Raw genomic sequence first — 14480 nt, forward strand, 5'->3', positions numbered from 1 at the left:
GAGTGGAGTTCGCCTATGACTGAAGTAGAAGTAAAGAAAGCGCAAGAGAGCCTGCAGGATCGCCTGGCCCAGGTGGTCGAACTGCTGCAGCGTCAGCGTGTGGTCGAAGACCTCACCCACCGCCAGGAGGGTGCTCACCACGATCTGGTGGAAAACCTGGTCCACCGCCAGAACCTGGTCGAGCTGCAGCGCAAGCTCGATGACCTGCACCCCGCCGACGTCGCCTACATCCTCGAAGCCTTGCCCCTGGAAGACCGCCTGACGGTCTGGCAGCTGGTGCGCTCGGATCGCGACGGCGACATCCTGCTTGAAGTTTCCGATTCGGTTCGTCAATCGCTGATCGCCGACATGGACGATCACGAGCTGCTCGCCGCTGCCAAGGAAATGGACGCCGACGAACTCGCCGACCTGGCGCCGGAGCTGCCGCGCGACGTCGTTCACGAGTTGATGGAAACCCTCGATGCCCAGCAACGCGAGCGCGTGCGCTCGGCGTTGAGCTACGACGAGGAGCAGGTGGGTGCGCTGATGGACTTCGAGATGGTCACCATCCGCGAAGACGTCAGCCTCGAAGTCGTGTTGCGTTACCTGCGCCGCCTGAAAGAGTTGCCGAACCACACCGACAAACTCTTCGTGGTCGACTATGACGGCATCCTCAAGGGCGTGCTGCCTATCAAGCGCCTACTGGTCAATGACCCGGACAAGAAGGTGGCGGAGGTCATGGCGACCGACCCGGTGTCCTTCCATCCCGATGAAGATGCCTACGACGCTGCTCAAGCCTTCGAGCGTTACGACCTCGTATCCGCCCCGGTGGTGGACAAGAGCGATCGCTTGATCGGCCGTCTGACCATCGACGAAATGGTCGACCTGATCCGTGAGGAGAGCGAGAGCGAAGTGCTGAACATGGCAGGTCTGCGCGAAGAAGAAGATATCTTCGCTTCGGTCTGGCGTTCGCTGCGCAACCGCTGGGCGTGGCTGGCCATCAACCTGATCACGGCGTTCCTGGCCTCGCGGGTGATCGGCCTGTTCGAGGGTTCGATCGAGAAGCTGGTGGCGCTGGCTGCGCTGATGCCGATCGTGGCAGGTATTGGTGGTAACTCTGGCAACCAGACCATCACCATGATCGTGCGCGCCATGGCGCTGGACCAGGTGTCGCCAGGCAATACCAGCCGGTTGATGCGCAAGGAACTGGCGGTGTCGCTGCTCAACGGCCTGATCTGGGGTGGTGTGATCGGTGTGGTGGCGTTCTGGCTGTATGACAGCTGGTCGCTGGGCCTGGTGATGACCGCGGCGATGACGCTTAACCTGCTGTTGGCCGCGCTGATGGGCGTGTTGATCCCGATGACGCTGACGCGTCTGGGGCGCGATCCGGCGATGGGGTCGAGCGTGATGATCACTGCGGTTACCGACAGTGGCGGGTTCTTCATCTTCCTCGGGCTGGCGACGCTGTTCCTGCTCTGAACCCCGGCGTGTGGGGGCGGGTGAACCCGGCTCCCACAGGCAGAACCAAAAAAGCCAGCTTACGCTGGCTTTTTTGTACTCGCTTGCAAGCTGACGTCAGGAAGCGTCTGCGGCCATTTCCACATCGTGAGCGATGAGGGCGACCAGAGCGTTCTGCTGTCGGTGCGACAGTTGGCGGAAGCGCTGCAGCAACTCGCGCTCATGCAGGGACAGTTCAGGGCTGTCCAGGCGCATGCTCAGCTCGTCACCCAACGCACCTTCCTGGATAAGGCTCTGTTCCAGGCGCGCGATGATTTCGGAGTTCATGCTGCGGTGATGGTTGCGCGCTACCTCGGCAATGCGCTCACGCATCCCGTCTGGCAGGCGGACGACAAACTTGTCAGCAGTGCGGCTCGAATAAATAGCCTGTTTCAATGGGCGCATATAAATTGACCGGATTTTCTGGTTCAGGGGACGCGGTTGTCAAATTGGCCGCACGGGGGTGGAAGTACGACCGTGACGACGACAAAATGTTCAACCGACATGGAAAATTGGATGCTCATCTTGCCTCATGCTCGCCGTTTCCTTGGCGTCAATTCTGTGACAAATAGTGAGCTGGATAAAGGCTTTATGCCAGTACCAATTATCAGAAATGAGCACTGGTTTGAAAAGTTTTACCTGCCCCAACTTGCCCTGCCGTCATTCTTCTGCCGTCAAAAACTGGTAAAACGCAGCAAAAGGCCAAGAAAACACCTAGAATGCGCGGGTTTCCTTCCATAGAGCATAGTGGCTATGCAACATGACGCAAGCGCTCGTCGATCAGCGACAGGCCGGCTGATATTTCTCATAGGACCCTCGGGTTCCGGGAAAGATTCCCTGATCGATGCCGCGCGCGAACAACTTGTTGCAGCCGGGGTGCAAATCGCCCGTCGCGTCATCACCCGTTCGGCCGAAGCCAAGGGTGAAGCGGCCCACGGCGTCACTGCCGAGCAGTTCGAAGCGCTGTGTGCCCAGGGTGCATTCGCCATGCACTGGCGCGCCAATGGCCTGGGTTACGGCATCCCGCTGCAGGTCGATCAATGGCTGCAGGCGGGCAGGCCGGTGCTGGTGAACGGTTCCCGCGCCTACCTGAGCGAAGCGCGGCGGCGCTACCCGGACCTTCTGCCGGTGCTCATCGACGTGAAACCGCAGGTGCTGCGCCAGCGCTTGCTTGCCAGGGGCCGGGAGACTGCGCAAGAGATCGAGCAGCGCCTGGCACGTAACAGCGGGTTGCAGGCGGTTGCCGATCCGTCAGTTCATGTGTTGGACAACTCCAGCACGCTCGAAGCAGCGGTGACGAGATTGTTCAAACTGCTTCACGATGAAGGCGTGCTTGCCGGGCCAGACGTGCCCGGCACCGGCCCGCAGAAAAGGATTACGTGAAAAAGGCCTGTTGCAGCATGACAAACGCCAGCATGCTGGTTAACATGCTGGCCGTCCAACCGTGCAGTGCTCACTGCCGGTGTTTGCGTCTCAGTAGCTCAATTGGATAGAGCATCCCCCTCCTAAGGGGAAGGTTGCAGGTTCAATTCCTGCCTGGGACGCCATTTCTTCACTCCCTCCGCCAAAGCCTACAGCCCCCAGTGCTTCAACGCCCACAGCGCGCCCATGCCCACGCCCAGCGTCAGCAGCGTGCTGCGCGTGCGCCAGGCCACCAGGCCCGCGAGTATCGCGGCCGGTATCTGCGGGTTCAGCCAGTCGAAGTCGGCCTGCCGGTCAGGCAGCACCACGGCCGGCAGCACCAGTGCGGCCAGTACGCTGGCCGGCACATACGCCAGGGCGCGGCGAAACAGCGGCGGTATGCGCAGCACGGCGTAGAACTCGATGAACGACAAGCGCACCGCAAAGGTGCCCAGGCCGATCAGCAGGAAGGTCATCCACGGGGTCATTTCGCTCATGATGCTTCCTGTTCGCGGTTTTCATCAGCTACAGGCTGCACGGTTCTGCCTTTTTGCAGGCGCTCGAGGAGCAGGCCGGCGATGATCCCGCCCAGTGCACCCGCCAACAGGCCCAGGTTATAGGGCAGGCCCACCGCCAGCACGGCGAGTACACCACCGGTCAATGCCGCGCCTAGGGTCGCCGGGCTGCGCAGGCTGGGGATCAGCAGCGCCAGGAACGACAAGGGGATGGCAAAGCCCAGGGACCAGTCTTCCGGGATGCCCGCGCCCAGGTATATGCCGGCCAGCACCGAGAGGTTCCAGCCGAACCACATGGTGATGGCCGTGCCGGCATAGTAGTGGAAGGCGAAACGGCCCAGTTCCCCCGAGGCCATTTTCAACGAACACAAGGCAAAGGACTGGTCCGAAAGCAGGTAGGCCATTGGCCACTTGCGCCGCCGTGGCAGGTGGCCAAGGTGCGGGGCCAGGCTGGCGCTGTACATCAGGAAGCGGAGGTTGATCACCAGCGCCGTGACCACCATGGTTACCGGCAGGGCGCTGTTCTGCATCAACTGCATCACCACCATTTGCGCCGAGCCTGAATAGAACAGCAAGGTCATGCCGATGGCATCGGCGGGCGACAGGCCCATGCCGATGGCCGTGACCCCGGTGATCAAGCCGAACGGCACGACCCCGGAGGTCAACGGCAGGACGCTGTGGGCGCCCTGTCTGAACGCTTGGGTCGCGCTGGGGTACGGCATTTGAAGTCCTTGACGGTGTACGGGAGGGCGAGGGTTGCTGCCAAGGTAATGCCCGTCACAGTTGGCCGCAAGGGTGGATCTTACACGCTGTCGCCCCCTGCCCAGGGGAGGGGGCAGGGCTGCGCGTTGTCAGTCTACGTTGTTGGCCGCCGACCAGTCGGCGTACCAGGCGCGGAACAGCGCGTACTGCTGTTCGGCATAGCGGCGCTGGGCGTCGGTCAATGCATCGGTTTCGTTGAAGTGCAGGGCGTATTCCGGGTTGCCGTTGAGCACCATCAGGTGCTTGTAGTACAGCACCAGGTCGCAGCCTTCATCGAAGGACGACAGCACGGCCAGGGCCGCTTCCAGTTCCCCGGCAAGGCGCCGCGCTTTGGCATCGCCCTGGGCTGCACGTTTGGCCAGCGCCACCAGGTGCAGCACCTCGCGCGGCAGCGCATTGCCAATGCCGGTGATGGCGCCGGTGGCATTGCAGTTGACGAACCCGTGCACCACCTGGGTATCGACGCCCACCATCAAGGTGACGTCATCATCTTTGGAGGTGATGAACTCTGCGGCATAACGCATATCCGCAGCGCCGCCGAACTCCTTGAAGCCGATCAGGTTGGGGTGCTCGCGGCGCAGTTCGAAAAACAGGTCGGCGCGGGTCGCGAACCCGTAGTACGGGCTGTTGTAGATCACCGCCGGCAGCTGCGGGGCGGCATCGAGGATGGCCTTGAAGTGGGCCTTCTGGGCCACTGCCGACGCACCACGGGACAGCACACGGGGGATCACCATCAACCCCTGGGCGCCGACCTTCGCCGCATGGGCGGCATGGGCCACGGCTTCGCGGGAGTTGACCGCACCGGTGCCGACGATGGTCGGGATGCCGGCCGCTACCAGGCGTGCCACTCCCTCCTGGCGCTCTGCCTCGGTGAGCAGCGGCCAGTCGCCCATGGAGCCGCAATACACCACGGCGCTCATGCCGGCTTCGATCAGTTCGCGGCCTTTGCGCACCAGGGCGTCAAAATCGGGCTTGCGCTCGGGGGTGCACGGGGTCATCAGTGCGGGGATGGTGCCGGTGAAGATGTTGCTCATGGTCATTACCTCGAGGGTTGTCGTTCTTGTTGGTCTGTCAGCGGTCGGCGGTGCGTGCCAGGGATTCTTCATCCACCGCCCGCAGCGACTTGCCACGTGTTTCCCTGGCACCGGCCACGGCAATGATCGAGATCACGGCGGAGGCCACCAGGTACCAGGCGATCGGCGTTGAGCTGTTGTATTCCTTCAGCAGGGTCACGGCGATCAGCGGCGCCAGTGAACCGGCCAGGATCGGCGCCACCTGGTAGCACAGCGACAGGGCGGTGTAGCGCACATGGGTCGGGAACAGCTCGGCCATCAGGGCGGAGTAGGGCGCATAGGTCATCGACTCGATGGCCAGGCCCAGGGTGATGGCTGCCATGATCAGCCAGTCGTTGCCGGTGTCCATCATCGGGAAGCCGACGAAGCCCCAGAAGGCGGTGAGCACGGCGCCGATCAGGTACACAGGCTTGCGGCCGATGATGTCCGAGAGGTAGCCCATGAGCGGGATCATGAAGAAGTGCAGCAGGTGAGCGCCAAACATCAGCAGCAGGATCTCTGACGTGTCCTTGTGCACCACCAGCTTCAGGTAGGTGATGGAGAAGGTGACGACGATGTAGTAGAGGATGTTTTCCGCAAACCTGGCACCGATGCCGATCAGCACTTCGCGCCAGTATTTGGTGACCACCTCGACCACGCCCAGTTGCTGGCTTTCCACCCGCTGCTGGCGAGCCTGGGCCTCTTTGAAGATGGGGGCATCATCGACCCGGGTGCGGATCCAGTAGCCAATCAGCACCACCACGGCCGAGAACCAGAAGGCGACGCGCCAGCCCCAGTCGAGAAATTGCGCTTCGGACAAGTTGGTCGAGAGCAGCAGAAGGATGACCGTGGCAATCAGGTTGCCTGCCGGCACGCCCGCTTGCGGCCAGCTGGCCCAGAAGCCGCGACGGTTGTCCGGGCTGTGTTCGGACACCAGCAGCACGGCACCACCCCATTCGCCGCCAAAGGCAAAGCCCTGAATCAGCCTCAATACCACCAGCAGGATGGGGGCGGCATAGCCGATGCGTTCGAAGGTGGGCAGGCAGCCCATGAGGAACGTGGTCACCCCGACCACGATCAGGCTGATCTGCAGCAAGTGTTTGCGCCCGACCTTGTCGCCATAGTGGCCAAACACCAGGCCGCCGATGGGGCGGGCGAGAAAGCCCACGGCATAGAGGGCGAAGGCCGCGATGATGCCGTCCATCGCGCTGCCGGTCTGGCGGAAGAACAGCTGGCCGAAGACCAGCGCGGACGCGGTGCCATACAGGAAGAATTCGTACCATTCGGCAACGGCGCCCGCCATTGCGGCTGCCACCACGCGTTTGATGCCCGCAGGCGCCTTTTCTGCTGTGTTCGCGGCACTCACTGATGCCGCCGTTGTGGGTGTGGCCATCGTTTTGCACTCCGATACGTATTATTGGAAGAAGGAGTAGGCAGTTCGGCATCGTAGGATGCCGTCCATTCCTTATATGGTATTTCGTATACGATATCTAGATAAGCAAAAACGAAGCCAAGGACGGGCGGTCGCGCGCGGGCGGCGCTCGCTATACGCCACCCTAAAAATCAAGGCAGGGCTGCTCAGTTATGGGGCAGGTGATCGTAAAGGCTTTGGCACACCCCATTGATGTGCGACTCGATCAGCCGGGCAGCCAGCTCCACGTCCCGCGCGCGGCAGGCGGCGACAATGTCGCGATGCTCGTGATCCGCGCGGTCCTTGCCGGCCGACAAGCTCATCTGCATGCGCAGATAGCGTTCGACCTTGTCATGGATGGAGCGAATCAGGCCAATCAGGTAGGGGCGTTTTGCGGGTTCGTACAAACACGCATGCAGCGCCCAGTTGAGGTCGGCCCAGCGGCCGATATCGTCCTCGCCGATGAACTCCGCGCAGATGGCTTCGGCACGGGCAAAGTGCGCTTCGGTCATGTTGGGGATCGCCAGGCGAATCGCCTTCACCTCCAGCAGCACCCTGACCTCGAACATCTGCGCCAGCTCGGGCTCGGAAATGCGTGTAACCAGGGCACCACGGTTGCGATGAAAGTCCACCAGGCCTTCCGCCTCAAGGCGTTTCAACGCCTCGCGCACCGGAATCTTGCTGACATTGAAGGCCTGCGCCACCTCGTCCTGGCGCACCGGTTCGCCTTCGGCGAGCTGCCCCGAGATGATCGCCTCGCGCAGGTGCTTGGCGATGATTTCGGACATCGAGGGTGTGGCACCCAGGTTGGTAGCTTTGAACGACGGCAGCGGCACGGGATTTTCCAGCAATCAGACTTTGTGGATATCTTATACGAAACGCAATGCCAGCCAAACCAGCCGCCGCCGCGAGGCCCATCGCGAAATAGCCCCTTGGTACTATTCCGGTTGCACCCTGGCGGGCATATGCTTGCCCGTCAGAGGCATTGCCTTGCCGCCTGCGGCACCTATCAAAACTGTCGGCAGCTCCTTGACCGGGGCGCAGTTGCTGGACATCAGGGAGAGCGTCCATGAGTCACAACACCAGGCCGGCACCCGCCAGCTTCAGTGAGCAGCAGCTGCATACCTTGTTCGAATTGATCAGCGACGGCATCTGGGACTGGAATGCCAACACCGGCTATGTCTATCGCAACCCGGGCTGGTACGCCATGCTCGGTTACGCCAGCCATTCCATGGCCAACTCGGTGCTGACCTGGGAAAGCGTGATCCACCCCGAGGACTATCCGCGGGTAATGGCGCACTTCGAGGCCTACATCACCCAACGCAACGAGCGCTACCTGATCGAGTACCGATGTCGTTGCCAGGATGGCAGTTACCTGTGGGTCGAAGACAGCGGCTACATCATCGCCCGCAACAGCGACGGCTCGGTGGCGCGCATGCTCGGCGCCCACCGCAACATCGATGCCGGCAAGCGGCGGGTGGCGCAGCTTGAGCAACAGAACCTGTCGCTGGAAAGCCTGGTGGCCGAACGCACCCGTGAGTTGTCCTGGGTCAACCAGCAGTTGCAGCGCCAGCTGGATGAAAACCGCGAATTGGCCGAGCGCGATGCGTTGACCCGGATCGCCAATCGCTATCGGCTGGACAAGGTGCTGGAGCAGGAATGCGAGCGAAGCCAACGCTTCCGCCAGCCGATGTCGCTGATTGCCATGGACGTGGACGACTTCAAACCGATCAACGACCGCTATGGCCATGCCCGTGGCGATGCAGCGCTGGTCCAGGTGGTCGACAACCTGCGTACCTGCCTGCGCGAACATGACCTGCTGGCGCGTTGGGGCGGCGATGAGTTCGTCATTGTGCTGCCGCAGACGCTGCTGGACGATGCGCTTGAAGTGGCAGCAAGGTTGCGCCAGGTGATGGAGAAGGTGGAGCCGATCGGCGAGTGTCGCCTGACCATGAGCTATGGGGTGGTGCAGTGGCAGGAAGGTGAGGCGCCGGATGACCTGCTGGCCCGTGCCGACAAGGCCCTGTACCGGGCCAAGGGGGCGGGCAAGAACGCAATAGCGGATGACCTGACTGCGCTTGCAGAACAACACCGATCTTGCTGATTTAGCGGGTGCCTGAGGGGAGCGGTTTACCCACCCCCCCAGGGACTCAATCGGCCTGAGCCATTTCAGCGTCAGATATGCAGGGCGTGGCCCAGCGCACGTAACGCCGCTTCCTGCACCGCTTCACCCAACGTCGGGTGGGCGTGGATGGTGCCGGCGATATCCTCCAGGCATGCCCCCATTTCCAGTGACTGGGCAAAAGCCGTGGACAGTTCCGAAACGGCCACGCCCACCGCTTGCCAACCCAGGATCAGGTGATTGTCGCGGCGCGCCACCACGCGCACGAAGCCGGCTTTGGACTCAAGGCTCATGGCCCGGCCGTTGGCGGCGAACGGGAACTGCGCGACGATGCAGTCAAGGCCCTGCTGGCTGGCCTGCTCAGGTGTCTTGCCGACCACCACGATCTCCGGGTCGGTAAAGCACACCGCAGCGATCGCGCTGGGTTCGAAGCGCCGTGCCTTGCCAGCGATGATCTCGGCGACCATCTCGCCCTGGGCCATGGCCCGGTGCGCGAGCATCGGTTCACCGGCCACATCGCCGATGGCCCAGACATTGTGCATGCTGGTCTGGCAGCGCTCGTCAATGGCGATGGCGGCGCCGTTCATCTTCAGCGCCAGGGATTCCAGGTTGAAACCCTGGGTGCGGGGGCGGCGGCCCACGGCCACCAGTACCCGGTCCGCTTCCAGGCGCAGTTGCTCGCCCTGGCCGTCGCGGGCCAGCAGGCAACCGTTGTCGTAACCCTCGACGCTATGGCCCAGGTGCACGGCGATGCCCAACTTCTTCAGCGCCTCGGCCACCGGGGCAGTCAGTTCGCTGTCGTAGGTTGGCAGGATGCGCTCGCGTGCTTCCACCACGCTCACCTGTGCGCCCAGCTTGCGGTAGGCGATACCCAGCTCCAGGCCGATATAGCCACCGCCCACCACCACCAGGTGCTGCGGCAAGGCCGCCGGTGCCAGTGCTTCGGTCGAGGAAATGATCGGCCCGCCCAGCGGCAGCATCGGCAGTTCGACGCTGTTGGAGCCTGTGGCCAGCAGCAGGTGCTCGCACTGGATGCGCTGGCCATCGACGTCGACATGCTTGCCGTCGAGGATCTTCGCCCAGCCGTGGATCACCTTGACCCCGTGCTTTTTCAGCAAGGCCGCAACCCCACTGGTCAGGCGGTCGACGATACCGTCCTTCCAGGCCACGCTCTGGGTGATGTCCAGGCGCGGCGAGCTGACACTGATGCCCAGTGCCGACGGCGCGGTGTACCGCGAGGTCTGGTGAAACTGCTCGGCGACATGGATCAATGCCTTGGACGGAATGCAACCGACGTTCAGGCAGGTGCCGCCCAGCGCCTGGCCTTCGACCAGCACGGTGGGGATACCCAATTGCCCGGCGCGGATGGCGGCCACATAGCCGCCAGGGCCGCCGCCGATGATCAGCAGGGTGGTTTCGATAGTCTGTTGCATGCTCACTCCACGAACAGGCAGGCGGGTTGTTCAAGCAGGCCACGCACGGCCTGGATGAACAGCGCGGCATCCATGCCATCGACCACCCGGTGGTCGAACGAGCTGGACAGGTTCATCATCTTGCGCACGACGATCTGGCCGTCGATCACCATCGGCCGCTCGACCATGCGGTTGACGCCGACGATCGCCACTTCCGGGGTGTTGACCACCGGTGTGCTGACGATGCCGCCCAACGCGCCGAGGCTGGTCAGGGTGATGGTCGAGCCGGACAGTTCTTCGCGGCTGGCCTTGTTGCTGCGCGCGGCAGTGGCCAGGCGCGAGATTTCGCTGGCATTGCCCCACAAGTTGCCGGCTTCGGCATGGCGCAGCACCGGCACCATCAGGCCGTTGTCACCCTGGGTGGCGATGCCCACATGCACCGCGCCATGGCGGGTGATGATCTGTGCTTCGTCGTCATAGGTGGCGTTGATCTGCGGGAAGTCGCGCAGGGCCACGACCAGGGCGCGGACCAGGAACGGCAGCAAGGTCAACTTGCCACGGCTGTCGCCGTGCTTCTGGTTGAGCTGCTGGCGCAGGGCTTCCAGGGCGGTGACGTCGATTTCCTCGACATAGCTGAAGTGCGCGACCCGGCGCTTGGCGTCCTGCATGCGCTGGGCGATCTTGCGGCGCAGGCCGATGACTTGTACCTGCTCGCTGTCGGTACGCTTGGCGTAGCCGCTCGGGGCTTGCCCGGCGGCGGTCTGCGGTTTGCTCATGAAGCCGTCGAGGTCTTCGTGCAGGATGCGCCCGGCCGGGCCGCTGCCGTGCACGTAGCGCAGCTCGATACCGGCATCCAGCGCACGCTTGCGCACGGCCGGGGAGGCCAGTGGCTTGTCGCCGGCCTGGCGCGGCACGATGGGCGCGGCGGTGTGGGGGGCTGCGCCCTGGCAGGCGGCCGCTGGCGCTGCGGCACGCGGTTGCGGCGTGCTCGCGGCTGGCGCGGCAACTGCTTCGGCCGGCTTGGTGTCGGCCGGCTTGCCCTGCGGCGCGTCGACATGGTTGCCGCTGCCTTCCACTTCGATGCGAATCAGCTCGCTGCCGACCGCCATCACTTCACCCGGCTGGCCACCCAAGGCCAGCACCTTGCCGCTGACCGGCGAAGGGATTTCCACGGTCGCCTTGTCGGTCATGACATCGGCCACCACCTGGTCTTCGGCGATCACATCGCCGACCTTGACGAACCACTCGACCAACTCGACCTGCGCGATGCCTTCGCCAATGTCCGGCATCTTGATGACGTGCGTGCCCATTCAGACCTCCATGACCCGTTTCAATGCCGCACCTACCCGCGAAGGCCCTGGGAAGTAAGCCCATTCCTGTGCGTGGGGGTAGGGGGTGTCCCAACCGGTGACGCGCTCGATCGGCGCTTCGAGGTGATGGAAGCAGTGTTCCTGAACCAGCGACACCAGCTCGGCACCGAAACCACAGGTACGGGTGGCCTCATGCACCACCACGCAGCGGCCGGTCTTCTTCACCGACGCGACGATGGTTTCCAGGTCCAGCGGCCACAGGCTGCGCAGGTCGATGACTTCGGCGTCGACGCCGGTCTCCTCGGCGGCCACCTGGGCCACGTAGACCGTGGTGCCGTAAGTCAGCACGGTGACATCGTTGCCAGGGCGAGTGATCGCCGCCTTGTCCAGTGGCACGGTGTAATAGCCATCCGGCACGGCGCTGTGCGGGTGCTTCGCCCAGGGCGTCACAGGGCGGTCGTGGTGGCCGTCGAACGGGCCGTTGTAGAGGCGCTTGGGCTCGAGGAAGATGACCGGGTCGTCGCATTCGATCGAGGCGATCAGCAGGCCCTTGGCGTCATAGGGGTTGGACGGCATGACCGTGCGCAGCCCGCACACCTGGGTGAACATCGCCTCCGGGCTCTGGCTGTGGGTCTGGCCGCCGTAGATACCCCCCCCACACGGCATGCGCAGGGTCAGCGGCGAGATGAACTCGCCGGCCGAGCGATACCGCAGGCGGGCCATTTCCGAGACGATCTGGTCGGACGCAGGGTAGAAATAGTCGGCAAACTGGATTTCCACGACCGGGCGCAGGCCGTAGGCACCCATGCCCACGGCGGTGCCGACGATACCGCTTTCGGAGATCGGCGCGTCGAACACGCGCGACTTGCCGTATTTGTTCTGCAGGCCTTCGGTGCAGCGGAACACGCCGCCGAAGTAACCGACGTCCTGGCCATAGACCACGACATTGTCGTCACGCTCAAGCATGATATCCATGGCCGAGCGCAGGGCCTGGATCATGGTCATGGTAGTGGTGGCCATGGCGGTTTCCGGGTTGATGCTGTTGTTATGGTCGTTCATCTCAAACCCCCAGTTCCTGGCGTTGACGGCGCAGGTGTTCGGGCATTTCCTTGTACACGTCCTCGAACATCGAGGCTGCGCTCGGGATGTGGCCGTTGGCCAGGGTGCCGTACTGTTCGGCTTCCTTCTGCGCCGCGATGACCGCAGCTTCGAACTCGGCGGTGACGGCCTGGTGTTCTTCCTCGGACCAGTGGCCGATCTTGATCAGGTGCTGCTTCAGGCGGGCGATCGGGTCGCCCAGCGGGAAGTGGCTCCAGTCATCGGCGGGGCGGTACTTGGACGGGTCGTCGGAGGTCGAGTGCGGGCCGGCACGGTAGGTGACCCACTCGATCAGGCAAGGGCCCAGACCACGGCGGGCGCGTTCGGCAGCCCAGCGCGAGGCGGCGTAGACAGCGACGAAGTCGTTGCCGTCGACGCGCAGCGAGGCGATGCCGCAACCTACGCCACGGCCGGCGAAGGTGGTCGATTCACCGCCAGCAATCGCCTGGAAGGTGGAGATCGCCCACTGGTTGTTGACCACGTTGAGGATCACCGGCGCGCGGTACACGTGGGCGAAGGTCAGGGCGGTGTGGAAGTCCGACTCGGCGGTGGCGCCGTCGCCGATCCAGGCCGAGGCGATCTTGGTATCGCCCTTGATCGCCGAGGCCATGGCCCAGCCGACCGCCTGCACGAACTGGGTCGCCAGGTTGCCGCTGATGGTGAAGAAACCTGCCTCGCGCACCGAATACATGATCGGCAGCTGGCGGCCCTTGAGCGGGTCACGCTCGTTGGACAGCAGTTGGCAGATCATCTCCACCAGCGACACGTCGCGGGCCATGAGGATGCTCTGCTGGCGGTAGGTGGGGAAGCACATGTCGGTGCGGTTCAGCGCCAGGGCCTGGGCGCTGCCGATGGCTTCCTCGCCCAGGCTCTGCATGTAGAAGGACATCTTTTTCTGGCGCTGGGCAACCACCATGCGGCTGTCAAAGATGCGCGTCTTGAGCATGGCGCGCATGCCTTGACGCAGCACCTCTGGGTCGATGTCCTCGGCCCACGGGCCAAGTGCGTCGCCATGCTCGTCCAGCACCCGGATCAAGCTGTTGGACAGCTCGGCGGTGTCGGCAGCGTCGACGTCGATCGAAGGTTTACGGGCAATACCTGCATCGTTCAGACGCAGGTAGGAAAAATCGGTCTGGCAGCCTGGCCGGCCGGTTGGCTCGGGCACATGCAAACGCAGGGGGGCGTACTCGTTCATGCTTTTTACGCTCGCTCGAATGTTGTTTTTGTGAGCTCTGAAGCGGCCGCCGCTGAGTACCGGCTCGTGACTGGCAAGTCAGCGTCCCCTACATCTTAGTGGCACGGCAGAAGAATATTTCTCTCAAGTTGGTTGCCTTTGCCGACGGGCGCAGATAAACATTCCGCATAAACACAAAAAACCGGTGAATTTGTCTCATGCGCAAACTCGATCGTACCGATATCGGCATTCTCAACAGCCTTCAGGAAAACGCCCGCATCACCAATGCAGAGCTGGCGCGTTCGGTGAACCTGTCGCCCACCCCCTGTTTCAACCGGGTCAAGGCCATGGAGGAACTTGGGGTGATCCGCCAGCAGGTGACCTTGTTGTCACCGGAAGCGCTGGGGCTGGATGTGAATGTGTTCATCCATGTGAGCCTGGAAAAACAGGTGGAGCAGTCGCTGCACCGGTTCGAGGAGGAGATCGCCGAGCGCCCCGAAGTGATGGAGTGCTACCTGATGACCGGCGACCCGGATTACCTGCTGCGGGTGCTGTTGCCGAGCATTCAGGCGCTGGAGCGGTTTCTCGATTACCTGACGCGGTTGCCTGGGGTGGCGAACATCCGCTCGAGTTTTGCCTTGAAGCAGGTGCGCTACAAGACCGCCTTGCCGTTGCCGGCCAATGGCATGACCCTGCGCGAATAAAGGGTTGCCAGCACTGGCAACCCAGTAGGTGCTTGATATTTTA

15 protein-coding genes and 1 tRNA gene are annotated in these 14480 nt (G+C 63.1%); 6 read left to right on the top strand and 10 right to left on the bottom strand.

Translation table 11 applies throughout. The features are described from left to right. The first annotated feature begins 15 nt into the window (after positions 1–15). Complete coding sequence (gene mgtE / locus DJ563_RS01275) at positions 16–1458, top strand: magnesium transporter (protein WP_033699555.1); 1443 nt, start codon at positions 16–18, stop codon at positions 1456–1458. Positions 1459–1554: 96 nt separating this feature from the next. On the opposite strand, the gene DJ563_RS01280 is transcribed toward mgtE, so the two are convergent. Beyond that, positions 1555–1881, bottom strand: a complete 327-nt coding sequence (locus DJ563_RS01280) for an Arc family DNA-binding protein (RefSeq protein WP_033699552.1) — start codon at positions 1879–1881, stop codon at positions 1555–1557. Positions 1882–1953: 72 nt separating this feature from the next. On the opposite strand from DJ563_RS01280, the gene DJ563_RS01285 reads away from it, so the two are divergent. The 3 genes from DJ563_RS01285 to DJ563_RS01295 all read left to right on the top strand — a co-directional run bounded on the left by DJ563_RS01285 (position 1954) and on the right by DJ563_RS01295 (position 3023). Then, entirely contained in the window at positions 1954–2217 is a 264-nt protein-coding gene (locus DJ563_RS01285; protein ID WP_077068496.1) for a hypothetical protein, read from the top strand. A 12-nt stretch (positions 2218–2229) separates the two neighbouring features. Beyond that, complete coding sequence (phnN, locus tag DJ563_RS01290) at positions 2230–2859, top strand: phosphonate metabolism protein/1,5-bisphosphokinase (PRPP-forming) PhnN (protein WP_274098340.1); 630 nt, start codon at positions 2230–2232, stop codon at positions 2857–2859. An 87-nt stretch (positions 2860–2946) separates the two neighbouring features. Then, positions 2947–3023, top strand: a tRNA-Arg gene (locus tag DJ563_RS01295). A gap of 24 nt (positions 3024–3047) precedes the next feature. Here DJ563_RS01295 and DJ563_RS01300 read toward each other — a convergent pair. The 5 genes from DJ563_RS01300 to DJ563_RS01320 form a co-directional block, all read right to left on the bottom strand. Then, positions 3048–3374: an AzlD domain-containing protein gene (locus DJ563_RS01300; protein ID WP_033699548.1), complete on the bottom strand. Its 327-nt coding sequence runs from the start codon at positions 3372–3374 to the stop codon at positions 3048–3050. Then, positions 3371–4114, bottom strand: a complete 744-nt coding sequence (locus tag DJ563_RS01305; RefSeq protein ID WP_274098339.1) for an AzlC family ABC transporter permease — start codon at positions 4112–4114, stop codon at positions 3371–3373. The genes DJ563_RS01300 and DJ563_RS01305 overlap by 4 nt, the downstream gene beginning before the upstream one ends. 129 nt (positions 4115–4243) lie before the next feature. Then, positions 4244–5188, bottom strand: coding sequence for a dihydrodipicolinate synthase family protein (locus DJ563_RS01310; protein ID WP_434518687.1), 945 nt, complete (start codon positions 5186–5188; stop codon positions 4244–4246). Positions 5189–5225: 37 nt separating this feature from the next. Beyond that, positions 5226–6599 carry a fosfomycin efflux MFS transporter AbaF gene (gene abaF, locus DJ563_RS01315; protein WP_274098337.1) on the bottom strand — a complete coding sequence of 458 codons (1374 nt, stop codon included), beginning with the start codon at positions 6597–6599 and terminating at the stop codon, positions 5226–5228. Positions 6600–6784: 185 nt separating this feature from the next. After that, the gene (locus DJ563_RS01320; RefSeq protein ID WP_274098342.1) at positions 6785–7405 is read right to left on the bottom strand and encodes a GntR family transcriptional regulator; all 621 of its coding nucleotides are present in this window, start codon (positions 7403–7405) and stop codon (positions 6785–6787) included. Between the two features lie 281 nt (positions 7406–7686). Between DJ563_RS01320 and DJ563_RS01325 the strand changes: the two genes are divergently transcribed. Next, complete coding sequence (locus DJ563_RS01325; RefSeq protein ID WP_274098336.1) at positions 7687–8721, top strand: sensor domain-containing diguanylate cyclase; 1035 nt, start codon at positions 7687–7689, stop codon at positions 8719–8721. Positions 8722–8792: 71 nt separating this feature from the next. On the opposite strand, the gene lpdA is transcribed toward DJ563_RS01325, so the two are convergent. Genes lpdA through DJ563_RS01345 form a run of 4 tightly spaced genes read right to left on the bottom strand, consistent with a single transcriptional unit; the run spans position 8793 to position 13754 of the window. Further along, positions 8793–10172: a dihydrolipoyl dehydrogenase gene (gene lpdA, locus DJ563_RS01330; RefSeq protein ID WP_434518688.1), complete on the bottom strand. Its 1380-nt coding sequence runs from the start codon at positions 10170–10172 to the stop codon at positions 8793–8795. Positions 10173–10174: 2 nt separating this feature from the next. After that, a complete protein-coding gene (locus DJ563_RS01335) occupies positions 10175–11461 on the bottom strand; it encodes a dihydrolipoamide acetyltransferase family protein (protein ID WP_434518689.1) in 1287 nt (428 codons plus the stop codon). Further along, complete coding sequence (locus DJ563_RS01340; protein ID WP_033699538.1) at positions 11462–12520, bottom strand: alpha-ketoacid dehydrogenase subunit beta; 1059 nt, start codon at positions 12518–12520, stop codon at positions 11462–11464. 1 nt (position 12521) lies between these two features. After that, on the bottom strand, positions 12522–13754 hold the full coding sequence (locus tag DJ563_RS01345) for a 3-methyl-2-oxobutanoate dehydrogenase (2-methylpropanoyl-transferring) subunit alpha (protein WP_274098333.1): 1233 nt from the start codon (positions 13752–13754) through the stop codon (positions 12522–12524). A gap of 197 nt (positions 13755–13951) precedes the next feature. On the opposite strand from DJ563_RS01345, the gene bkdR reads away from it, so the two are divergent. Then, positions 13952–14437, top strand: coding sequence for a Bkd operon transcriptional regulator BkdR (gene bkdR, locus DJ563_RS01350; RefSeq protein ID WP_027593063.1), 486 nt, complete (start codon positions 13952–13954; stop codon positions 14435–14437). The last annotated feature ends 43 nt before the right edge of the window (positions 14438–14480 follow it).

The organism is Pseudomonas sp. NFX1 (genome assembly GCF_051123555.1).
Taxonomy (GTDB): domain Bacteria; phylum Pseudomonadota; class Gammaproteobacteria; order Pseudomonadales; family Pseudomonadaceae; genus Aquipseudomonas; species Aquipseudomonas capeferrum.

Excerpts from the sequence above, each read along its gene's own strand:
- mgtE (WP_033699555.1), top strand. The coding sequence starts at position 16 with ATGACTGAAGTAGAAGTAAAGAAAGCGCAAGAGAGCCTGCAGGATCGC.
- DJ563_RS01280 (WP_033699552.1), bottom strand. The coding sequence starts at position 1,881 with ATGCGCCCATTGAAACAGGCTATTTATTCGAGCCGCACTGCTGACAAG.
- phnN (WP_274098340.1), top strand. The coding sequence starts at position 2,230 with ATGCAACATGACGCAAGCGCTCGTCGATCAGCGACAGGCCGGCTGATA.
- DJ563_RS01300 (WP_033699548.1), bottom strand. The coding sequence starts at position 3,374 with ATGAGCGAAATGACCCCGTGGATGACCTTCCTGCTGATCGGCCTGGGC.
- DJ563_RS01305 (WP_274098339.1), bottom strand. The coding sequence starts at position 4,114 with ATGCCGTACCCCAGCGCGACCCAAGCGTTCAGACAGGGCGCCCACAGC.
- DJ563_RS01310 (WP_434518687.1), bottom strand. The coding sequence starts at position 5,188 with ATGAGCAACATCTTCACCGGCACCATCCCCGCACTGATGACCCCGTGC.
- abaF (WP_274098337.1), bottom strand. The coding sequence starts at position 6,599 with ATGGCCACACCCACAACGGCGGCATCAGTGAGTGCCGCGAACACAGCA.
- DJ563_RS01320 (WP_274098342.1), bottom strand. The coding sequence starts at position 7,405 with ATGTCCGAAATCATCGCCAAGCACCTGCGCGAGGCGATCATCTCGGGG.
- DJ563_RS01325 (WP_274098336.1), top strand. The coding sequence starts at position 7,687 with ATGAGTCACAACACCAGGCCGGCACCCGCCAGCTTCAGTGAGCAGCAG.
- lpdA (WP_434518688.1), bottom strand. The coding sequence starts at position 10,172 with ATGCAACAGACTATCGAAACCACCCTGCTGATCATCGGCGGCGGCCCT.
- DJ563_RS01335 (WP_434518689.1), bottom strand. The coding sequence starts at position 11,461 with ATGGGCACGCACGTCATCAAGATGCCGGACATTGGCGAAGGCATCGCG.
- DJ563_RS01340 (WP_033699538.1), bottom strand. The coding sequence starts at position 12,520 with ATGAACGACCATAACAACAGCATCAACCCGGAAACCGCCATGGCCACC.
- DJ563_RS01345 (WP_274098333.1), bottom strand. The coding sequence starts at position 13,754 with ATGAACGAGTACGCCCCCCTGCGTTTGCATGTGCCCGAGCCAACCGGC.
- bkdR (WP_027593063.1), top strand. The coding sequence starts at position 13,952 with ATGCGCAAACTCGATCGTACCGATATCGGCATTCTCAACAGCCTTCAG.